Source organism: Streptomyces sp. NPDC041940 (assembly GCF_055589465.1).
In genome coordinates this window covers 94591-114746 of record NZ_JBVJBP010000025.1, presented here as the reverse complement: position 1 = coordinate 114746, position 20156 = coordinate 94591, and the positions used below count along the sequence as shown (strand labels likewise).

Here is a 20156-nt window from a genome sequence, read left to right as displayed (position 1 = left end):
GGGGTGTCAGGAGGAGTGGAACGGCAGCCCGGCGTCGGCCACCAGCTCCAGGTCGTCGCTCTCCTCGGCGGGCAGCAGCGTCGGGGTGCCGTCGGTGACCGGGACGACGCCCAGCTCCAGCAGCTCGGCCATCGCCGCGCTGCCGGCCATGTCGCGCACCTGGAGCTGGTAGCGGGCGGTGGTGCGGTACGTGCCGCCGTTGTCGTCGCCGGTGCGCTGGAGGAAGCCGGATTCGGTGAGGAAGACGACGGCCTTGGCGACGATGCCGGTGGTCGAACCGGCGAGCCGGCGCGCGTCCTTGGTGGCGCCGGTCGCGCTGCGCCGTACCCAGATCCGCCAGGCGGCCTCCAGGCCGGGCGTGTCGGTGGCGGGGTCGGTGTTCTCGCCCTGCTCGGCGGCGCGCTCCTCCAGGCGGCGGCAGGCCTGGCGCACGAAGGCGTCCACGCCGTTGACCGTGACCCGGCCGATGTAGCCGTCGTCGGCGAGGTCCTCGGGACGCGGGAAGGCCATGGCGGCGACGGCGAGATGGGCGAGCCCGTGCAGGAACCGGTCGCCGCCGTCGGCGGACGTACGACGCGCGTAGTCACCCATGCGCACGGCGAACACCGAGTCCTCGGCGGCGGTGACGGCCATGCCCGCGCGCGGCGACACCTCCAGCACGATGAGCCCCAGACCGGTGGCCACGGCGTCGGCGAGCCGCGCGAACGGCGGGTCCTCGCGGTAGCGCCGCAGCAGGTCCGCGTACTCCTGGTCGCGGGCGGGCTGCAGCTTGGGCTGCAGCCCGAAGGACACGAGCCGCGCCGCGTCGGCGGCGTCGGCGGGGGTGACGGCGGTGGCCGTCGGGGCCGGTCCCTCCGGCTCACTCCACTCGACGTGCTCGCTCACGGTCGGGGCTCCTTGTCGTTCTCGTTCCTGTGGTGCTCACTCATGCCGCTTCGGTCCGATCCGCCGCCATCCCCGCCGCGTCCAGCAGCGCCGTCCCGACGATCAGGTCCGCACCGCCGAACTCCGGATCGTCGAGCTCGGCTCCGTCGTCCACGGCGAAGAGCAGCTTCTGCTCGCCCTGCCGATAAGCCGTACCGACCGGCGGACTGGCCGCGTGCACCGCCAGCAGGGCCACCAGATACGGCAGTTCGGGATCCCGGCGACGGGCCTCGGCGAGCAGCCCGGACAGCCGGCGCGGGGCGTCGGCCGGCAGGTCGAGCAGCTCCTGCGCGGCCGCCAGCTGCTCCTCGCTGAACCGGCTGTCGTCGGGCGTGGCGATGACATCCGGCTCGGGCATCTCCGCGCCCAGGTGCTCCCGCTCCACCGGCGGCGTCAGCAGTATGTCGACGAGGTCCCCGACCCGGACGGACACGGGCGTGCGCAGCCCGGTGCCGCGGGCGAAGAAGGCGTCCGTGACGCGGACGGCCTTCTCGAGCGACAGCGGCAGGACGGGGGCGACGAGATGGCCGTAGAGGTCGATCCCCGAGGTGGTCATCGGGGTGGCGAAGGCCTGCCGGTCCTGCTCGGCGCGGAACAGCGGTCCGGCCTCGAGCAGCCGGGACTGCAACTGCGTGTGCCGGCGGATGCAGTCCTTGACGATGTCGACGAGCTCGGCGGCCCGGCGCTTCTGCTCGGGGTCCTCGGACTCGTCACGGGCCTTGCGGATGTTGGTCAGGATCGCGTTCTCGTGGCGATAGCGGTCGGCGACGTGCTCCAGGGCCTCGGCGATCATGTCGGGCACGGTCGTCAGCCAGTCCACCGCGCGCACATTGCGCCGGGTCGCGTCGAGGGCCCTGCGCAGGGTCTCCGAGTACTGCACGGTGCGGTAGCGGGCCTGTTCGGCCGCGAGCTGGGCGTCGGCGAGCCGGCCGCGGCTGATCAGCACCTCCAGCTTGACCTCGGCGGCGATCTGCGCGCTGGTGACATCGGTGTCGAGGGCGCCGACGAGAACGTTGACCGCCTCGTCCGTCGTACGGAGATAGACCGTGCCGCCGGGGCCCGGGACCTCCTCGATCAGCTTGAAGTCGTAGTCACGGCGCACATAGGTGCCGTCCGCCCCGAACGTGCCGTACACCGCGCGGAAGCCGCGGTCGACGCTGCCGACGTTGATCAGGTTCTCCAGGACCCAGCGGGCCACCCGCTCGTGCTCGGCGGCGGGCCGCCGCGACGCCTGCGCGGCGATGCGCGGGATGAGGCGGGCGACGATCTGGTCGTGGTCCGCGCCCGTGTCGAAGTCCATGTTCAGGGTGACCAGGTCGATGGCCGCGAGCGCGACCTCCGCCATGCCGTACACCGAGTACTCACCCGCGAGGTTGGCCTTGCGCGCGTCCAGATCGTGCAGCGGCGCGGTGCAGGCGAGCGCGCGCAGGCGCCGCGCCAGGCCCTCGTCGGCGGCCGGCCCCGGCGCGGGGCGCGGCCCCGCGCTGAGCTGGGGCGGAACGCTGTCCGTCGATGCAGGCGAAGTCACGGTGCACAGACTAGGTCCTGGGTCTGACAACCACCCAAACGACGCGGGTACGCCCCCTCGGCAGGCCTTCCGCGGCCTCCTCAGCCGTCCTCGCCGACCCTCCGTCGGTACACCTCGACGACCCGCTCCAGCGAGTCGTCCAGATAGCCGGCGAGCAGACGCTCGGCCTTGCCGCGCTCCCCGCCCTGAAGAGCCTCAAGAATCGCGACATTTCGCGCGATGTACGGCTCATGCAGCCGCTGCGGCTCGTCCACCACATGGAACGCGAGACGCAGTTCGGCGAAGACGCTGCGCATCAACTCGTCGGTGCGCTCGCTCGCGGCAAGGGCGACCAGCTCCCGGTGGAAGTGGATGTTGGCCGTACCCACCGCCTTCCAGTCACCTTCCCGGGCCGCCCCCCGCCCCTCGGCGACGGCACCGGCGAGCCCGTCGAGGCCGTAGGGCGGCTCGCCGAGGCCGCGGACGACGGCGCACTCGACGAGCCGGCGGGTGCGGTAGATGTCCTCGACGTCCTCCACGGTCAGGACCCGGACGAAGACGCCCCGGTTCAGCTCGTGAACGAGCAGGCGTTCATGGGTGAGCAGGCGGAACGCCTCGCGCAGCGTGTTGCGGGAGACGCCGAGCGCGCCACCGATGCTGTCCTCCGACAGGCGCGTGCCGGGCGGGAAGTAGCCCTCGGCGATCCGGCTCCTGAGGATGTCCGAGACCCGTTCGGCGGTGCTGGTGCGCCCCAGGAGAGCCCGGTCGTCGGAGAGGTCCTTCAGCTGCTCTGCCATGCCGGAATTCAATCGCAGATCACACGAAGAACCAACATGGGTATTGAGGGATCGTTGAACAATCCCCTACGGTGCTGGGCACGGCTCGGCCCGAAGCACTCTCCGTCCCCCCTCTGCGAGGTGCCCATGAGCACGCCCCCTCCACCGCAAGCCCTGACCGACGACACACGCCCCGTGGCGGCCGAACGCACCTCCGACGACGGGGCGTTCGGCTGGCTGCGCGCCCTCGGACCGCGCGGCCGCCGCGCGTTCGGCGGCGCCTTCGGCGGCTATGCCCTCGACTCGTACGACTACTTCACGCTGCCGCTGAGCATGGTCGCGCTGTCGGCCTACTTCGGCCTGAACAGCGGCCAGACCGGTCTCTTCACCACGGTCACGCTGGTGGTCTCCGCGATCGGCGGCGCCCTCGCGGGCGTCCTCGCGGACCGCATCGGCCGGGTGAAGGCCCTGATGATCACGGTGATCACCTACGCGGTCTTCACCGTCGCCTGCGGCTTCGCGCCCAACTACGAGACGCTGCTGGTCTTCCGCGCCCTCCAGGGCCTCGGTTTCGGCGGCGAGTGGGCGGTCGGCGCGATCCTCGTCGCCGAGTACGCGAGCGCCAAGCACCGGGGCCGCACCCTCGGCGCGATCCAGAGTTCCTGGGCCGTGGGCTGGGGCCTCGCCGTGATCGTCTACACGCTGGTCTTCTCGGTGGCCGGCGACGATCTGGCCTGGCGCATCATGTTCTGGACCGGCGCGCTGCCCGCGCTGCTCGTCATCTGGCTGCGGCGCAGTGTGCAGGACGCGCCCGAGGCCGCCGCCGCCCGTGAGCAGAGCGCGGAGAAGGGTTCCTTCAAGGCGATCTTCAAGCCGGGTCTGCTGCGTGTCACGCTCTTCTCCGTGCTGCTCTCGACCGGTGTCCAGGGCGGCTACTACACGCTGGCCACCTGGGTTCCGACGTATCTGAAGTCCGAGCGCGAGCTGTCCGTCGTCGGCACCGGCGGCTATCTGACGTTCCTGATATCGGGCGCCTTCATCGGTTACCTCACCGGCGGCTACCTCACCGACAAGCTGGGCCGCAAGCGCAACATCTGGCTCTTCGCCCTGCTGTCGGCGATCTGCATCCTGGCGTACGCGAACATCCCGAGCGGCGCCAACACCCTGCTCCTGATGCTCGGTTTCCCGCTCGGTTTCTGCATGTCGGCGATCTTCAGTGGATTCGGCTCCTACCTGAGCGAGCTGTACCCGACGGCGGTACGCGGTACGGGGCAGGGCTTCACGTACAACACCGGGCGCGCGGTGGGCGCCGTGTTCCCGACGATGGTCGGTTTCCTGGCCGACAGCTGGGGCGTCGGCGGCGCGCTGGTCTTCGGGGCGATCGGCTACGGCCTCGCGGCGCTGGCGCTGCTCGGGCTGCCGGAGACGCGCGGGAAGGAGCTCACGTGAACCGCACGCCGACCACCGACACCGAGGACCGCCCCGTGGTGCTCGTCGACGAGCACGCGCACGCGTGGAGCCCGAGAACGGCCCGCGCCCGCTTCCGGGAGGGCCTGACGGGTCCTACGGCCGGGGTCGCGGCCGGTCACACCCAGGCCAACCTCATCTCGGTGCCCGCCGACTGGGCCTACGACATGCTGCTGTTCTGCCAGCGCAACCCCAAGCCGTGCCCGGTCCTCGACGTCACGGACGCCGGATCCTGGACCACCGTGCTCGCCGACGGCGCGGATCTGCGCACCGATCTGCCGCGCTACCGGGTGTGGCGGGACGGCGAGTTGGTGGACGAGCCGACGGACGTGCGCGCCCACTGGCGGGACGACCTGGTGTCGTTCCTGATCGGCTGCAGCTTCACCTTCGAGTGGGCGCTCAGCGAGGCGGGCGTCCCGATCCGCCATGTCGAGCAGGGCCGCAACGTCCCGATGTACGTGACGAGCCGGCAGTGCCGTCCGGCCGGGCGGCTGCACGGACCGCTGGTGGTGTCCATGCGGCCGGTGCCGCCGCCGCACCTGGCCGCGGCGATCCGGGAGAGCGGTCTGCTGCCGGCGGTGCACGGCAGCCCCGTGCACTGCGGCGACCCGTCGGGGCTCGGCATCGACGACCTCGGCCGTCCCGACTTCGGCGACCCGGTGGACACCGAACCGGACGACATCCCGGTGTTCTGGGCGTGCGGGGTGACCCCGCAGGCGGCCGTGATGGCCTCGCGCCCGCCGTTCGCCCTCACGCACGCCCCGGGGCAGATGTTCCTCACCGACGCCCGCGACGAGCAGTACCGCGTGGCCTGACAGGAGATGCGACACGTGACCTCGATCGACCTGAACGCCGACCTCGGCGAGGGCTTCGGCCGCTGGCAACTTACCGACGACGAACGGCTGCTGTCCGTGGTAACCAGCGCCAATGTGGCGTGCGGCTTCCACGCCGGGGACGCGGCCACCATGCGCCGAGTGTGCGAGCTGGCGGCCGAGCGCGGGGTACGGATCGGCGCCCAGGTGTCCTACCGGGACCTGGCCGGTTTCGGGCGGCGCGCGATGGACGTGCCGTCCGCCGAGCTGGCGGCCGAAGTGGCCTACCAGATCGGCGCCCTGGAGGTCTTCGCCCGCGCCGCCGGCTCCCGCGTGGCCTACGTCAAGCCGCACGGCGCGCTCTACAACCGGGTCGTGCACGACGAGGAGCAGGCCGCCGCGGTCGTCGACGGGGTGCTCCTCGCGGATGCCGCGCTGCCGGTGCTGGGCCTGCCCGGATCACGCCTGCTGGACCTCGCAGGGAAGGCTCGACTGCCGGTGGTCACGGAGGCGTTCGCGGACCGGGCGTACACCGACGCGGGCACCCTGGTGCCGCGCGCGCGGGAGGGGGCCGTGGTCACCGACCCGGAGGCCGTCGTGGAGCGGTCGTTGAGCCTGGCCCGCTCCGGCGAGGTCTCCTCCCACTCGGGGACCCGGATCGAGGTACGCGCGCGTTCCCTGTGCCTGCACGGCGACACACCCGGCGCGGTGGAGCTGGCGCGCCGGGTGCGGGCACGGCTGGAGTCGTCGGGGATCCGGGTGGAGGCCTTCGCATGAAGGTCCGGCCCGTCGGCGAGGACGCGCTGCTCGTCGAGGTCGCCTCGGGCGACGAGGCCCAGGCCCTGCACGCGGAGCTGCTGCGACGCCGCGCGGAGGGCTCGCTGTCGGCCCGTGAGATCGTCCCCGCGGCCCGCACGGTCCTCCTCGACGGCCTCGACTCCCCCGCCCGGCTGGCCGCCGAACTGACCGCCGCCGAACTGCCGCCCGCTCCCCCACGCGCGCTTGAGGTGGTCGAGATCCCCCTGAGGTATGACGGCCCGGACCTGGCGGATGTCGCCGCGCACTGGGGCGTGCCGGAGCGGGAGGTCGCCCGTATCCACGCGGAGACGGAGTTCCGGGTCGCCTTCTGCGGCTTCGCGCCCGGCTTCGGCTATCTCACCGGGCTGCCCTCTCGCTACGACGTCCCGCGCCGGGCCACCCCGCGCACGGCCGTCCCCGCCGGGTCGGTGGCGCTGGCGGGCCCGTACACGGGCGTGTACCCGCGCTCGTCGCCGGGCGGCTGGCAGCTGATCGGCACGACGGACACCGTCCTGTGGGACCACGCGCGTGTGCCGGCCGCGCTGCTGTCGCCGGGCACGCGCGTGCGGTTCGTACCCGAGGCGGGGTCATGACGGATCGCGCCCTGGCCGTCGTACGGGCCGGGGCCCTGACCACCGTGCAGGACCTCGGCCGCCCCGGGCACGCCCATCTCGGCGTCCCCCGCTCCGGTGCCCTGGACGGGCCGGCCGCGGACCTCGTCAACCGGCTGGTCGGCAATCCGCCCGGGGCCGCAGTACTGGAGACGACGCTCAACGGCTGTGCCGTGCGCCCCCGTTCGACGGTCACGATCGCGGTGGCGGGCGCGCACTGCCGGGTCATGGTGGACGGCCGGCCCGTCCCCTGGAGCGCGCCGGTGCGCGTGCCCGCCGGGGCGCTGCTGGACGTCGGTCCGGCGCTGTCGGGCGTGCGCGCGTACGTGGGGCTCTCCGGGGGCGTCGCCGTCGAGCCCGTGCTCGGCAGCCGTTCGACGGACCTGCTGTCTGGGCTCGGCCCGGCCCCGCTCACGGACGGCACGGTGCTGCCGCTGGGCCGGCCGACCGGTGTGCACGCGCGCGTGGACGTCGCCCCGCAGCCGGCGCCGCCGTCCGAACTGGTCCTGCGGGTGACACTCGGCCCGCGCGACGACTGGTTCACGCCGGAGGCCGTTCGCGCCTTCCTCTCACGCCCCTACCGGGTGTCCGCCGCCGGCAACCGTATCGGGCTGCGCACGGAGGGCCCCGCCCTGGAGCGGGCCCGGCACGGTGAACTCCCCAGCGAGGGCATGGTGCTGGGCGCGGTCCAGGTGCCGCCCGACGGCAGGCCGGTGGTGTTCCTGGCCGACCATCCGACCACCGGGGGCTACCCGGTGATCGCGGTGGTCCGGGCCGCCGACCTGCCGGCCGCCGCCCAGGCGGTCCCGGGTACGCCGGTGCGCTTCGTGGCCGTACGGCGGCGCTGAACCCTTCGGAGCAGGCCGCCGACCGGGTCAGGCCGCATCCGCCTGCTCCACCACCGACAGCGCGGCCAGCGCCGCCGAGACCGCCGCGGAGGCCCTCAGGTCGAGCCGGGCGCTGGTCCCCCGGGCGCGGTGCCGCAGTTCGTCGGTGGCCAGGGTCAGGAGCTGGGGCAGCAGGTCGGTGCAGCGGCGGGCCACCCAGCCGGTGCCGGCCGTGGCCAGCCACCACAGGCTCGCCGACTTCGTCGGGACGGGGAAGTCGGGCTCGGGCGAGGGCACGGGGCCCGTCGCGAGGCCGTGCTCCGCGAGCAGTGCGTGGAAGCGCAGGGCCAGTTGCCGGTGTCCCCGCTCGCCGGGGTGCAGCCGGTCCGCGCTCCACATGGCGCGGTCCGTGGTCCAGTCGCCCTCGCACGCGTGCAGATGCAGGGCTTCGTACCGGTCGGACAGGGCATGGACGACCGCGTTCACGGCCCGTTGCCGCCGCGCCAGCGGGTGGGCCAGCGCCCCCGGCAGCCCGAGCATCGTGCCCGGGTCGGGCAGGCACGCGGTGAGCAGGACCGCGCCCCGCTCGGTGCAGGCCTGGTACACCCGGTCGAGCCGGGCCGCCACGGCCTGGATGTCGAAGGTGCAGCGCAGGGTGTCGTTGACGCCGACGACGACGGACACGAGCTCGGGCCGCAGCTCCAGCGCGGCGGGCAGCTGCCGCTCCAGCACGTCCCGGGTCTGCGCCCCGCTCACCGCGAGGTTGGTGAACCGGGCGGGGCCCTCGGAGAGCCCGTCGGCGAGCAGCGCGGCCCAGCCGCGCCACCCGTCGCCGACGGGATCGCCCACGCCCTCGGTCAGCGAGTCGCCGAGGGCCACGAAACGCGGGGCTCCCACGAACCGCGGGGGTCTCATGCCACGCCCCCGGGCACATACGGGCGCACGGGGACGGCCGCGTCGTGCGCGGCGAGGAAGGCGTCGACCGCCGCGTTCCAGCCGAAGCACTCCGCACGCGCGCGTGCGGCCTCGCGCCGGTCCGCCTCCAGGCCTTCGAGCAGCAGGTCCACGGCGTCCGCGAAGGCCTCCCCGTGATCCGCCGCGACGGACCCGGCGGAGCCGATGACCTCGGACAGCGCGGACGACGCGCTCGCCACCACGGGAGTGCCGCACGCCATGGCCTCCAGCGCGGCGAGCCCGAACGTCTCGGCGGGCCCCGGCGCCAGGGCGACGTCGGCGGACGCCTGGAGCGCGCCGAGCAGCCCGCGGTCCGTGACATGCCCGAGGAAGGTGACCGGCAAGGCGCTCTCGCGTGCCCGCTGTTCGAGCCGCGCGCGCAGCGGACCGTCGCCCGCCACCACCAGCACCGCCCGCCGCCCGCGCCGCCGTAGCGTCTCCAGGGCGTCCAGCGCCGTGCCGGGCCGCTTCTCCACGGACAGCCGTGAGCACATCACGAGCAGCGTCTCGTCCCCGCGCGCGTGCAGCGCCCGCAGCTCCGGATCGCGCAGCGCCGGGTGCCGCTGCACCAGGTCGACGCCGAGCGGGGCCCGGACGACGTTGCGTGCCCCGATCCGTACGAACTCCCGCTCGGCGAACTCGGTGGTGCACACCACGCGCGCGTATGTGTGGGCGGTACGGACGTTGAGGGCGTCGGCGGCACGCCGGGCGGCGCCCTCGGGCAGGCCCCAGGTGCGCAGCACGCCGTCGGCGGTCTCGTGGGAGACCATCACGGCCGGGACCCGGGCGCGCCGCGCCCACTTGCCGGTCCACCTGAGGGTCGTACGGTCGGACACCTCGAGACGGTCCGGCGCGAGTTCCTCCAGGAGCCGGGCCACCCGCCGCTTGTCGGCGAGGACGCGGTAGCCGCCGGTGCCGGGCAGCAGCGGCCCGGGGAGGGTGATCACCCTCCCCTGCTCGGTCTCGCGGTCGCTCGTCCGCTCGCCGGGGACGACGAGGACGGGCTGGTGCCCCGCCTCCTTGAAGCCCCTGCCGAGTTCCCGCAGGGCGGTGCGCAGACCGCCGGACGCGGGGGCGACGAAGTTGGCGAGCCGGACGATCCGCAGCGAGGGGCCGGTCCCGTTCCGCGCGCTCATGCCGCCACCACCGTCCTGCGTCCGGCGAGCACGTTCGCGTAGTGCCCGATGAGCTGGTCGCCGACGGCGGCCCAGGTGCGGCCCTCGACGGTGGCGCGCCCGGCGGCGCCGTAGGCGGCCCGCAGCCCGGGATCGGCGGCCAGGGACCGCACCGCGTCCCGTACGGCGGTCGCGTCGCGCGGCGGCACCAGCAGCCCGGTGTGCCCGTGCGCGACCAGGTCCAGCGGCCCGCCCGCGGCGGGCGCCACGACCGGCAGGCCGCTGGCCATGGCCTCCTGCACGGTCTGGCAGAAGGTCTCGAAGGGGCCCGTGTGCGCGAAGACGTCGAACGAGGCGAAGACCCGGGCGAGATCGTCACCGGTGCGGCGGCCGAGGAAGACCGCGCCGGGCAGAGCCTGCTCCAGCCCGGGCCGGCTGGGGCCGTCGCCGACGATCACGACCCGGACGCCCTCCAGGCCGCAGGCACCGGCGAGGAGTTCGACGTGCTTCTCGGGAGCGAGCCGGCCGACGTAGCCGACTATCAGCTCGCCGCCCGGGGCCAGCTCGCGGCGCAGGGCCTCATCGCGGCGGTCCGGCCGGAAACGTTCGGTGTCGACGCCGCGCGGCCACAGCTTGACCCGGGGCACCTGGTGCGTCTCCAGGTCGTTGAGGGCAGCGCTGGACGGGGCGAGGGTGAGGTCGGCGGCGCCGTGGACGGAGCGGATGCGCCGCCAGGCGGCGGCCTCTCCGGCGCCCATGTACGTACGGGCGTATCCGGCCAGGTCGGTCTGGTAGACGGCGACGGCGGGGATGCCGAGGCGGGCGGCGGCGGCCATGCCGCGCACGCCGAGGACGAAGGGGCTGGCGAGGTGGACGACATCGGCACGGTGCTCGATGAGGGTGGCGGCCAGGCGGCGGCTGGGGAGGGCGACACGGACCTGGGGGTAGCCGGGGAGCGGGAGGGAGGGGACGTGGACGACCCGGCACGGCGCGGAGGCGTCGGGCTTGTTGCCGGGCGCCGGGGCCGGGGCCACGACGACGGGAGTGTGACCGCGATCGACGAGGTGCCGGGCGGTCTGGAGCGCGCAGTGGGCCACGCCGTTCACGTCGGGGGGAAAGGATTCGGTCACGATGACGACACGCATACCGGTGTTGTCGCCGGGCCGGACGTGGCCGCGTCAACGTGGATCTTTCCGAACGAGGAACGTCCTATGAGCGTTCTGAGGTGCACCCGCGCAGGTCAGGCCGCGTCCATACGCTCCTGACCCGCGAGTCACCCCTCGTTCACCCGGGCGGCCTGATTCCGCCCTGGCGTCCTGGAACGGAGGGGTTCATACGGCGGTCTCCTCGGGACCGATCCGGCTGCGGACGGCTGTCTGGACCTCGGCCTCCTCGGCCGGGTCGGCGGCGAGCCGGCGCAGTCGCTCCACGACCCGGGTGTCGCCGGTCTCGGCGTGCCGGGCGGCGATCTCGCGGGTGGTCTCCTCGCAGTCCCACAGGCATTCGACGGCGAAGCCGGTGGCGAAGGAGGGGTCGGTGGCGGCGAGGGCCCGGGCGGCCCGGCCGCGCAGATGGGACGAGGCGGTCTCGCGGTAGACGTGGCGGAGCACGGGCGCGGCGCAGGCGATGCCGAGCCGTCCGGCGCCGTCGACCAGGGTCCACAGGGTCGGCGCGTCGGGGCCTTCGCCGCGCACCGCCTCCCGTAGCGCCGCGAGGACCAGGTCCCGGTCGTGCACCCCGCCCAGACAGGCGAGGACGCGCCCGGCGGCGGCGCCCAGTTCGTCGGGCCGGTGCGCCCAGCCGCGCGCCCGGTCCACGGCGACGAGACTGCGCATCCGTTCGAAGGCGTCGACGGCGGCTTCCACGACGACCGTCGAGCCGGTGGCCACGGCGGCCTCGATCAGGTCGAGGGCGTCGGGATCGTTGCCGTCGGCGAGGTAGCGCAGGGCGGTGCACCGCGCTCCGTCGCCGCCGTCCTTCGCGGCCTGGACGATCTCGGCCCGGTCCTCGGGCCCCGCCACGGCGGTGAGGCAGCGGGCGGCCGGGACATGGAGTGCGGCGCCCCGGTCGAGGCCCTGCTGGGCCCATTCGAAGACGGCTTGCACACTCCAGCCCGGGCGCGGGCCCGTCGGCCGCATCTGCCGCTGCCAGCGGTCGAAGCTGCCGGTCTCAAGCGCGGCACGCACGCGTGTGGCGATGGATTCGCGTGGATCCTCGGCCCACAGCCGCCACGGCCGGGGCTCGAAGGCGTCGCGGACGGTGGCGGCCAGCTCGGCCTCGCCCTCCGGATCGGCCGGGAACCGGGCGAGGACGGGCGCGGCGAGGGCACGCAGGCCGGCGTCGTCGTCCCTGAGGGCGAGTTCGTCCAGGGCCCAGGCCCAGTTCGAGCCGTGGGCGGCGTACCTGCGCAGCAGTTCGAGCGCGTCCCGCCTGCCGTAGGAGGCGAGGTGCCCGAGGACGGCGAGAGCGAGCCCGGTGCGTGACTCCTCGGTGTCGAGGACGTCCTCGGCGTCGAAGAGATGGGCCTGGATCGCGTCCAGCTCGCCGTTCAGGTCGAGGTAGAGGCGGGCGTAGTAGAGGGAGCGGTTCTCCACCTGCCAGTCGTTGCGGGGATCGCGCAGCACACAGTGGTTCAGCGCCGCGAGCGCCTCGGGGCGCGGGGCGGTGAGCGCGTGCAGCGTGCCGTCGCCGCGGCCCCGCTGGAGCAGGCCGAGCAGCGTACCGCTGGGCGCTATGACCGGATCGAACATGGGAAACAGCCTCACATCAAGCGTCGACGCAACCGGGGACGTGTACTACCTGGCCGCGTGACAACACGTCGGAGTGCCCGCCGTTTCCTGCTTGCTGTAGACCATCTTCCTCTGCCTCTCGTCGGTGGCCCCTGCGGACCGCGTCACGGCCCGCGCGGTGCGGCAACACCTGCCCAACCATCACGTCCGTGAACCACGTCGTCATGATGACTCGGCTCTTCCGTCTGCCGCGACCGAAATTTCGGCGGCCTCGTACCGCCTCCCCCGTTTTTTGTGTCGTTCCAGGTCAGCCTGGTCGGCTCAGCGCTCGCCGAACAGTTCGAGCAGTTCCGTCCGGCCGAACATCCGGGCCGTGTCCACGGCCGAGGGCGTGCCGGCGGACGGGTCGGCGCCGCCCTCCAGGAGGGCCTTGATCACGTCCGTCTCACCCTTGAAGGCCGCTCCCGCGAGCGGGGTCTGGCCTCGGTCGTTCACCCGGTCGGCCTCGGCGCCACGGGCGAGCAGCGCACGCACCGCGTCGGAGTGGCCGTGATAGGCGGCGAGCATCACGAGCGAGTCGCCGCGGTCATTGGTGAGGTTGGCCGGAACACCCGCGTCGACATACGCCACGAGCGCCTCGGTCCGTCCCCGCCGGGCCAGATCGAAGATCTTGGTCGCCAGCTCCACGACCTCGGGGTCGGGGACTTCGGTCATCGGCCGGACCGCCTCTCCAGTGCTCATCACGTCGGGTGCGCACGTCTGCCAGTGGTGCAGCCGTACGAGTGAATCGCCAGGGTACTGGCTCGCGCGGCACATGACCCGATGTGCCCGAGGTAAAGATCACTACGGACCCGGGCGGGCACAACACCCCAGCTCGACCGGTTCCGGGACCACTCCGCAGCCCGGGGGAAACCATCCCTTTTCCACCCAGTTGCACCTTTTATCGTATGGATACATCCTGTGAGCCTGGAAGTACTCATGGTGACTGTCCCCGCGAACCAGGAGAACCCAAATGATCCTCTCCATCTCAGGCGTGGTCCTGCTCGGCATCGTCGTCTTCATCTTCTTCCGCAAGGACGGCCTCAAGGCGTCGCACGCCGTGGTCGCGATGCTCTTCGGCTTCTACCTGGCCAGCACGGCCATCGCCCCGAGCATCAAGGCAGGCGGCGAGAGCCTGGCGAGCCTCCTGGGCGGAATCAAGTTCTGACGGCCCCGCACCCCGTACGCATCCCGCCCGTACGCACTCTCTGGAGGCAGCAGTGGCCCGGCGCCCCCTCCCCCGCATTCTGAGCAACGGCAGCGCGCAGCTCGTCCGGAGCCGGGAGCTGGCCCGGACGGCCGCCGACAGCGCCACCGACGTCCTCCACCCGCTGATCACGATCAGCCGCGGTCTGCGCCGGCTGGCAGCGGCCGGACGGCGCAGATGGAGCGAGACCCCGAGGGAGAAACGGGGAGCGCTGCTGTTCCTGGTGGCCTCCGTCTTCCTGGTCGTGGCGCTGATGCCGTACGGACCGCTGCTCGCCGCCATCACCCTGATGGCGGCGGCCGCATGGCAGGGCCGGGAACGGGCCGCGTCGGCCTCCGACGGGCCCGACGAGTCACAGGCCCAGCGCCTTCAGTCCCTGTACGAGGCGCTCGTGCCGTACTTCTCGACCGCCGAGGACCCCGAGCCGCTGTACTCCCACGGCGGCACCTGGGAGAAGGCCTTCCCCACCTACGCCTTCGACGGCACCGGCCGGATCTCGCACCTGGTGATCCACTACCCGGCGTACTTCGCGGACGGCGAGGCCGAGGCCCGCGCCCGGATCGAGGGCCTGCTCGCGGCCAAGTCGGGCCGCGGCCGCGAGTACCACTTCTCGTGGGAAGAGGAAGGCAACCAGTTGACGGTCAGCGTGTTCATGCCGCTCGCCGTCGACATCGCCGCCCAGCGCTTCGTCACCGCTCCGGGCGAGACGGTCCTCGGCTTCACCGACCCCACCCGGGTCCAGCGCACCCTCCCCCTGACCCACGGCGACCAGCGACGGGACGTGCCCCCGGTCCTGTGGCGCACGGGCCTGCGCTCCACCGAGCCCCATCTGCTCGCCCTCGGCCAGCCGGGCACCGGCACCTCGACCCTGCTGCGGTCCATCGCCCTGCAGGCCCTCCAGCACGGCGACGTGGTGATCGTCGACGGCGGCGGGACCGGCGAGTACGCCTGTCTGACCGGCCGGGACGGCGTGCTGGCCGTCGAATGCGGCCTCCCCGGGGTGATGGCGAGCCTGGAGTGGGCCGCGACCGAGACCGAGCGCCGGCTGATCGCCGCCAACCGTGCCCACCAGGCGGGCGAGCCGCCGCCGGACGACACCAAGCGTCCCCTGTGGATCCTCCTGGACCGCCCGACGGCGTTCACCCACCTGGCCGCCGCCCAGGACCGCAAGGACCCGCAGTCCCTCCTCCAGGTCCCGCTGCGGCACGGCCGCCCGGCGAACGTGACGGTGGTCGTGGCCGAGCAGCTGGACACCATGGAGGCCCTCGGCGAACCGGTACGCCAGCACACCCGCGCGCGTGTGGTCCTCGGCCCGGCGACGGCCGAGCAGCTCGAGTCCGTCCTGGGAGCGCCCCCGCACACCACCCCCGTCGAGGATGTCCCGCCCGGCCGCGGCTACGCCCGGCTCGGCATGGGCCCGGTCCACCGCCTCCAGGTCCCGGCCACGCCGAACCCCTACGACGACGCCACGTCCGACGCCCACCGCCAGGCGGTCCTGGACCTCCTCCCGCCGCGCACGACACCGGCGGACGGGGAGACGGTCCCCGAGCCGGAGGGCACGGAAGCGGTGCCGCTCACGGAGCCGAAGACGGAGTCCGTGCCGGATCCGGTGCCGGTCCCGACGAAGGCGAAGGACTCGATTCCGAATCCGGTACCGGTTCTGACCAAGCCGGCGAAGACGAAGGCGAAGGCCACCTAGCCACGCCGGGCGCCCCGGTCGCACCGCGCGACCCGGTCACAACGGCGGGCCGCCGCGACCGGCCCGGCGGCAGCTGAACGCCCCGCGCGGCCGAGCCGCGGAGCACTACGCCACGAACGTCCGCGGCGCTTCTCCGGCCCCCGCACCGCCCTCCTCCACGATCCGCGCCGCCGCGGCCAACCGCACCGCCGCCTCCTCGGCCACCGCACCCCCCACGGTGAACGGCAGCCGCACATACCCCTCGAACGCCCCGTCCACGCCGAACCGGGGCCCGGACGGCACCCGCACCCCCACCCGCTCCCCCGCCTCGGCGAGCCGCGACCCGGAGAGCCCCCCGGTCCGCACCCACAGCGTCAGACCGCCCCGGGGCACCTCGAACTCCCACCCGGGCAGCTCCCGCCGCACCGCCGCCACGAGTTCGTCGCGGTTGCCCCGGGCCTGCTCCCGCCGCACCTCCACGGCCTGCTCCCAGCCCCCCGTCCCGAACAGCCAGTTGACGGCCAGCTGCTCCAGCACGGGAGTGCCGAGGTCGGCGTAGGCCCGCGCGGCGACCAGACTGCGGATCACGTCCGGCGCGGCCCGCACCCAGCCGATGCGCATCCCGGCCCAGAACGCCTTGCTCGCCGACCCCACCGTGATCACCGTGGACCCGGCCCGGTCGAAGGAACACACCGGCTTCGGCATGCTCACCTCCGGGTCGAGCCACAGCTCGCTCATCGTCTCGTCGGCGATCAGCACGGTCCCCGCGGAGCGCGCCGCGTCCACCAGCTGCCGCCGCTGGTCCTCGCCGGCGAGCGCACCGGTCGGGTTGTGGAAGTCGGCGACGACGTACGCGATCCGGGGCGCGGCGTCCCGCAGGACCTGCCGCCAGCGGTCCATGTCCCAGCCGGAGAGCCCCTCGGCCATCGCGACGGGCACCAGCCGGGCCCCGGCCTCCCGCATCAGCTGGAGGATGTTGGCGTACGAGGGCGACTCGACGGCGATGCGCTCGCCCCGCCCGGCGAACAGATGGCAGATCGCGTCGATCGCGCCCATCGCCCCGGTCGTCACCATGATCTGCTCGGGCATGGTCGGGATCCCGCGCGCGGTGTACCGCTCGGCGATCATCGACCGCAGCGCCGGCAGCCCTGCGGGATAGTCGCCGTGCGTGTGCGCGTACGGCGGCAGCTCCTCCAGGGCACCCTGCACGGCCCGGGTCAGCCACGGCTCGGGGGCGGGCAGCGCCGCACAGCCCAGGTCGATCATCGAGCCGAGGGTCTCGGGCGGCAGCGGTTCAAGGCCGCGCGCGGGCAGCGGATTCCCGGCCGGTACGGCGGTCCAGCTGCCCGCGCCGCGCCGGGACTCCAGGAAGCCCTCACCGCGCAGCGCCTCGTACGCGGCGGCGACCGTCGTACGGCTGACGGTCAGGGAGAGGGCGAGTTCCCGCTCGGCGGGCAGCCGGGCGGCCACCGGGATCCGTCCTTCGAGCACCAGCAGGCGGATGCCGTCGGCGAGTGCGCGATAGGCGGGCGGCCTGCGCGTACCGGGCCCTGCGGGGCGCTCCTGCTGGGAGTTGAGCAGCCGGGCGAGCTGCGCCGCACCCACGGCCGAAGTCCACTGAGCCATCGGAATCAGTCCACCTTTCCCGAATTGGCCATGGATGACGTCTCCATCCAAGCCACAGGGTGTCATGCATCAGTCCACTTGCACCAGAGGAGAGCACATCATGTCCACGCGGCGCCATCTCACCCGGCGGCTGACCCAGCTCTACGCCGGTCTCGCGCTGTACGGCGCGAGTTCGGCGCTGCTCGTCCGGTCGGGGCTCGGGCTGGAGCCGTGGAACGTGCTGCACCAGGGCCTCGCCGAGCGGACGGGTCTGTCGATCGGCGTGGTCCTGACGATCGTGGGCGCGGCGGTGCTGCTCACCTGGATCCCGCTGCGCCAGCGACCGGGCCTGGGCACGGTCTCCAACGTGCTGGTCATCGGCATGGCGATGGACGCGACGCTGGCCCTGGTGCCCGACGCGCACGGCCCGGTGGTGCGCGTGACGCTCATGGTGACGGGGATCGTCCTGAACGGCGCGGCGACCGGCCTGTACATCGCGGCGCGCTTCGGCCCGGGTCCGCGCGACGGCCTCATGACGGGCCTGCACCAGCGCACGGGCGTGTCGATCCGCCTGGTGCGCACGGCCCTCGAGTTCACGGTCGTGGCGACGGGCTTCGCCCTGGGCGGCACCGTCGGCATCGGCACCCTGCTGTACGCGGTCTCGATCGGCCCGCTCGCCCAGCTGTTCCTGCGCGTGTTCGCCGTCCCCGCGGCATCCGGCGGCAGCACGATCGTTGCCACCGGTCAACCCCGAGGAGCGATACTGCGTCCGTGACCCCGCGGATACGCCATCCCTATCTCGACCACCCCGGCCCGATCGCCTTCGCCCACCGGGGCGGGGCGGCTGACGGCCTGGAGAACACCGTGCGGCAGTTCCGCTGCGCCGTCGAGGCGGGCTACCGGTACATCGAGACCGACGTCCATACGACCCGGGACGGAAAACTCGTCGCCTTTCACGACGCGACCCTGGACCGGGTGACGGACGGCGCGGGCCGGATCGCGGACCTGCCGTGGCAGGAGGTACGGCACGCGCGCGTGGCGGGCGAGGAACCGCTGCCCCTCTTCGAGGAGCTCCTGGAGACCTTCCCCGACGTGCGCTGGAACGTCGACGTCAAGGCGGAGGCCGCCCTGCTGCCCTTCCTGGACCTGGTCGGGCGGACGGACTCCTGGGACCGGATCTGCCTCGGCTCGTTCTCCGAGGCACGCGTGGTGCGCGCCCAGCGGCTGGCCGGCCCGCGCCTGGCCACGTCGTACGGCACCCGGGGCGTGCTCAATCTGCGGCTGCGCTCCTGGGGGCTGCCCGCGACGGTGCGCCGCTCGGCGGTCGCCGCCCAGGTCCCCGAGATGCAGTCCGGCATCCAGGTCGTGGACCGCCGCTTCCTGCACGCCGCCCACGCGCGCGGGCTCCAGGTGCATGTCTGGACCGTCAACGACCCCGAGGGCATGCACCGGCTCCTGGACCTGGGTGTGGATGGCATCATGACCGATCACATCGACACGTTGCGCAAGGTCATGGAGGACCGCGGCGTCTGGGTCTGACACCCCCGCCCCGCCCCCTCCGTGCGTTCACGGGGAAGCGAGGGCACGGGTGGGCACCGACACCGTGCGGACACCGCAGGACGACGGGGCGGCGGATCTCAGACGCGAGCAGCGCGGCTGGTACTTCTACGACTGGGCGTGCTCCGTCTACTCGACGAGTGTGCTCACCGTCTTCCTGGGCCCCTACCTGACCTCGGTCGCCGAGTCGGCGGCCGACAGCGACGGGTACGTCCACCCGCTCGGGATCCCGGTGCGCGCCGGGTCCTTCTTCGCGTACTCGGTGTCCCTGTCGGTGATCGTGGCCGTGCTGGTGATGCCCCTGGTGGGCGCAGCCGCCGACCGCACCGGCCGCAAGAAGCCCCTCCTCGCGATCGCCGCCTACACGGGCGCCACGGCCACAGCGGCCATGTTCTTCCTGGACGGCGACCGCTACCTGCTCGGCGGGGCCCTCCTGGTCGTCGCGAACGCGGCGCAGTCCGTGGCGATGATGCTCTACAACTCCTACCTGCCGCAGATCGCCCCGCCCGAGCAACGGGACGCCGTCTCCTCCCGGGGCTGGGCCTTCGGCTACGCGGCGGGATCGCTGGTCCTGGTCGGCAATCTCGTCCTCTACACCGGACACGAGAGCTTCGGCATCTCCGAGAGCACGGCGGTCCGCATCTGCCTGGCGTCGGCCGGCCTGTGGTGGGGGGCGTTCGCCCTCATTCCGCTGCGGCGGCTGCGCGACCGGAGGTCCGCCGCGCGCGAGGCGGCCCTCCCCGGCTTCCGGCAGCTCGCGGCGACCGTCCGCGACATGCGCCGCCACCCGCTGACCCTGGCCTTCCTGCTCGCGTACCTGGTCTACAACGACGGCATCCAGACGGTGATCTCCCAGGCCTCGGTCTACGGCTCCAAGGAACTGGGCCTCGGGCAGTCCACGCTGATCGGCGCCATCCTGCTGGTGCAGGTGCTGGCGGTGGCGGGCGCGCTGACGATGGGCAGGCTGGCCCGGACGTATGGGGCCAAGCGCACGATCCTCGGCTCGCTCGTCGCGTGGACCCTGACGCTGGCGGCCGGATACTTCCTGCCGGCCGGGGCGCCGGTGTGGTTCTTCGTCCTGGCCGCCGGGATCGGCCTGGTCCTCGGCGGCAGCCAGGCGCTGTCCCGCTCCCTGTTCTCCCATCTCGTCCCGCCCGGGAAGGAGGCCGAATACTTCTCGGCGTACGAGATGAGCGACCGCGGCATGAGCTGGCTCGGGCCGCTGCTGTTCGGACTCACCTACCAGCTGACCGGGAGCTACCGGGACGCGATCATCTCGCTGGTGGGCTTCTTCGTCATCGGATTCGTCCTGCTCGCCCGGGTACCCGTGGGGCGTGCGATCCGCGAAGCGGGGAATCCGGTTCCTGACAAGATTTAGCACTCGGCGCGAAAGGGCTGTAGTGTACGCGTTTGGCCTGCCAGGCGTACCGTTACTGCGCGTCAAAGATGCCGAAACGCTGGGTCACATCTGCTAGCAGATGTGACAAACCGGGCGCTGGTGGGTACTGCAAGGGTTGACAAGGCTGCGGCTACGACGGCGACGCATGACC

19 protein-coding genes are annotated in these 20156 nt (G+C 73.1%); 10 read left to right on the top strand and 9 right to left on the bottom strand.

Features of this window, described 5'->3' with window-relative positions:
• Window positions 1-6: 6 nt before the first annotated feature.
• The 3 genes from ACZ6I3_RS33095 to ACZ6I3_RS33085 form a co-directional block, all read right to left on the bottom strand.
• Complete coding sequence (locus ACZ6I3_RS33095) at window positions 7-885, bottom strand: hypothetical protein (RefSeq protein WP_469419687.1); 879 nt, start codon at window positions 883-885, stop codon at window positions 7-9.
• Window positions 886-925: 40 nt separating this feature from the next.
• Complete coding sequence (locus ACZ6I3_RS33090) at window positions 926-2452, bottom strand: hypothetical protein (RefSeq protein ID WP_469419685.1); 1527 nt, start codon at window positions 2450-2452, stop codon at window positions 926-928.
• A gap of 80 nt (window positions 2453-2532) precedes the next feature.
• On the bottom strand, window positions 2533-3228 hold the full coding sequence (locus ACZ6I3_RS33085; protein ID WP_469419684.1) for a GntR family transcriptional regulator: 696 nt from the start codon (window positions 3226-3228) through the stop codon (window positions 2533-2535).
• Between the two features lie 126 nt (window positions 3229-3354).
• On the opposite strand from ACZ6I3_RS33085, the gene ACZ6I3_RS33080 reads away from it, so the two are divergent.
• From ACZ6I3_RS33080 to ACZ6I3_RS33060, 5 genes are read left to right on the top strand one after another with little or no spacing between them, the layout of a single operon-like run.
• Window positions 3355-4656, top strand: coding sequence for an MFS transporter (locus tag ACZ6I3_RS33080; RefSeq protein ID WP_469419683.1), 1302 nt, complete (start codon window positions 3355-3357; stop codon window positions 4654-4656).
• A complete protein-coding gene (locus tag ACZ6I3_RS33075; protein WP_469419681.1) occupies window positions 4653-5489 on the top strand; it encodes a putative hydro-lyase in 837 nt (278 codons plus the stop codon). The genes ACZ6I3_RS33080 and ACZ6I3_RS33075 overlap by 4 nt, the downstream gene beginning before the upstream one ends.
• A 15-nt stretch (window positions 5490-5504) precedes the next feature.
• Window positions 5505-6263 (top strand): LamB/YcsF family protein, encoded by a 759-nt coding sequence (locus ACZ6I3_RS33070; protein WP_469419679.1) that lies wholly within the window; start codon window positions 5505-5507, stop codon window positions 6261-6263.
• Window positions 6260-6877, top strand: a complete 618-nt coding sequence (locus tag ACZ6I3_RS33065; RefSeq protein ID WP_469419677.1) for a 5-oxoprolinase subunit B family protein — start codon at window positions 6260-6262, stop codon at window positions 6875-6877. Before ACZ6I3_RS33070 ends, ACZ6I3_RS33065 begins: the two co-directional genes overlap by 4 nt.
• Window positions 6874-7743, top strand: coding sequence for a 5-oxoprolinase subunit C family protein (locus tag ACZ6I3_RS33060; protein ID WP_469419676.1), 870 nt, complete (start codon window positions 6874-6876; stop codon window positions 7741-7743). Before ACZ6I3_RS33065 ends, ACZ6I3_RS33060 begins: the two co-directional genes overlap by 4 nt.
• Before the next feature lie 27 nt (window positions 7744-7770).
• Here ACZ6I3_RS33060 and ACZ6I3_RS33055 read toward each other — a convergent pair whose 3' ends face one another.
• The 5 genes from ACZ6I3_RS33055 to ACZ6I3_RS33035 all read right to left on the bottom strand — a co-directional run bounded on the left by ACZ6I3_RS33055 (window position 7771) and on the right by ACZ6I3_RS33035 (window position 13234).
• Window positions 7771-8637 (bottom strand): SGNH/GDSL hydrolase family protein, encoded by an 867-nt coding sequence (locus tag ACZ6I3_RS33055; protein WP_469419674.1) that lies wholly within the window; start codon window positions 8635-8637, stop codon window positions 7771-7773.
• Window positions 8634-9812 carry a glycosyltransferase gene (locus ACZ6I3_RS33050; protein WP_469419673.1) on the bottom strand — a complete coding sequence of 393 codons (1179 nt, stop codon included), beginning with the start codon at window positions 9810-9812 and terminating at the stop codon, window positions 8634-8636. Before ACZ6I3_RS33050 ends, ACZ6I3_RS33055 begins: the two co-directional genes overlap by 4 nt.
• Entirely contained in the window at window positions 9809-10936 is a 1128-nt protein-coding gene (locus tag ACZ6I3_RS33045) for a glycosyltransferase family 4 protein (protein WP_469419672.1), read from the bottom strand. The genes ACZ6I3_RS33050 and ACZ6I3_RS33045 overlap by 4 nt, the downstream gene beginning before the upstream one ends.
• A gap of 186 nt (window positions 10937-11122) precedes the next feature.
• A complete protein-coding gene (locus ACZ6I3_RS33040; protein ID WP_469419671.1) occupies window positions 11123-12541 on the bottom strand; it encodes a HEAT repeat domain-containing protein in 1419 nt (472 codons plus the stop codon).
• 300 nt (window positions 12542-12841) lie between these two features.
• Window positions 12842-13234, bottom strand: a complete 393-nt coding sequence (locus ACZ6I3_RS33035; protein WP_184597089.1) for an ankyrin repeat domain-containing protein — start codon at window positions 13232-13234, stop codon at window positions 12842-12844.
• Between the two features lie 298 nt (window positions 13235-13532).
• Between ACZ6I3_RS33035 and ACZ6I3_RS33030 the strand changes: the two genes are divergently transcribed.
• A complete protein-coding gene (locus tag ACZ6I3_RS33030; RefSeq protein WP_030843336.1) occupies window positions 13533-13727 on the top strand; it encodes a hypothetical protein in 195 nt (64 codons plus the stop codon).
• Window positions 13728-13779: 52 nt separating this feature from the next.
• Entirely contained in the window at window positions 13780-15465 is a 1686-nt protein-coding gene (locus ACZ6I3_RS33025) for a hypothetical protein (RefSeq protein ID WP_469419668.1), read from the top strand.
• Between the two features lie 105 nt (window positions 15466-15570).
• Here the strand turns inward: ACZ6I3_RS33025 and ACZ6I3_RS33020 are convergent, their stop codons facing one another.
• Window positions 15571-17070, bottom strand: coding sequence for an SCO1417 family PLP biosynthesis transcription factor (locus ACZ6I3_RS33020; RefSeq protein WP_469419667.1), 1500 nt, complete (start codon window positions 17068-17070; stop codon window positions 15571-15573).
• 100 nt (window positions 17071-17170) lie between these two features.
• Here ACZ6I3_RS33020 and yczE point away from each other — a divergent pair, with 100 nt between their 5' ends.
• The 3 genes from yczE to ACZ6I3_RS33005 are packed head-to-tail and all read left to right on the top strand — an operon-like array spanning window position 17171 to window position 19984.
• Window positions 17171-17824, top strand: coding sequence for a membrane protein YczE (yczE, locus tag ACZ6I3_RS33015; RefSeq protein WP_469419665.1), 654 nt, complete (start codon window positions 17171-17173; stop codon window positions 17822-17824).
• Complete coding sequence (locus tag ACZ6I3_RS33010; protein ID WP_469419663.1) at window positions 17821-18588, top strand: glycerophosphodiester phosphodiesterase; 768 nt, start codon at window positions 17821-17823, stop codon at window positions 18586-18588. Before yczE ends, ACZ6I3_RS33010 begins: the two co-directional genes overlap by 4 nt.
• Window positions 18589-18637: 49 nt before the next feature.
• Window positions 18638-19984, top strand: coding sequence for an MFS transporter (locus ACZ6I3_RS33005; protein ID WP_469419661.1), 1347 nt, complete (start codon window positions 18638-18640; stop codon window positions 19982-19984).
• Window positions 19985-20156: the final 172 nt, after the last annotated feature.

What these genes read in the sequence shown, in the direction of transcription:
- ACZ6I3_RS33085 (WP_469419684.1), bottom strand. Translation starts at nt 3,228, where the DNA reads ATGGCAGAGCAGCTGAAGGACCTCTCCGACGACCGGGCTCTCCTGGGG.
- ACZ6I3_RS33080 (WP_469419683.1), top strand. Translation starts at nt 3,355, where the DNA reads ATGAGCACGCCCCCTCCACCGCAAGCCCTGACCGACGACACACGCCCC.
- ACZ6I3_RS33065 (WP_469419677.1), top strand. Translation starts at nt 6,260, where the DNA reads ATGAAGGTCCGGCCCGTCGGCGAGGACGCGCTGCTCGTCGAGGTCGCC.
- ACZ6I3_RS33060 (WP_469419676.1), top strand. Translation starts at nt 6,874, where the DNA reads ATGACGGATCGCGCCCTGGCCGTCGTACGGGCCGGGGCCCTGACCACC.
- ACZ6I3_RS33055 (WP_469419674.1), bottom strand. Translation starts at nt 8,637, where the DNA reads ATGAGACCCCCGCGGTTCGTGGGAGCCCCGCGTTTCGTGGCCCTCGGC.
- ACZ6I3_RS33050 (WP_469419673.1), bottom strand. Translation starts at nt 9,812, where the DNA reads ATGAGCGCGCGGAACGGGACCGGCCCCTCGCTGCGGATCGTCCGGCTC.
- ACZ6I3_RS33045 (WP_469419672.1), bottom strand. Translation starts at nt 10,936, where the DNA reads ATGCGTGTCGTCATCGTGACCGAATCCTTTCCCCCCGACGTGAACGGC.
- ACZ6I3_RS33040 (WP_469419671.1), bottom strand. Translation starts at nt 12,541, where the DNA reads ATGTTCGATCCGGTCATAGCGCCCAGCGGTACGCTGCTCGGCCTGCTC.
- ACZ6I3_RS33035 (WP_184597089.1), bottom strand. Translation starts at nt 13,234, where the DNA reads ATGACCGAAGTCCCCGACCCCGAGGTCGTGGAGCTGGCGACCAAGATC.
- ACZ6I3_RS33030 (WP_030843336.1), top strand. Translation starts at nt 13,533, where the DNA reads ATGATCCTCTCCATCTCAGGCGTGGTCCTGCTCGGCATCGTCGTCTTC.
- ACZ6I3_RS33020 (WP_469419667.1), bottom strand. Translation starts at nt 17,070, where the DNA reads ATGGCTCAGTGGACTTCGGCCGTGGGTGCGGCGCAGCTCGCCCGGCTG.
- yczE (WP_469419665.1), top strand. Translation starts at nt 17,171, where the DNA reads ATGTCCACGCGGCGCCATCTCACCCGGCGGCTGACCCAGCTCTACGCC.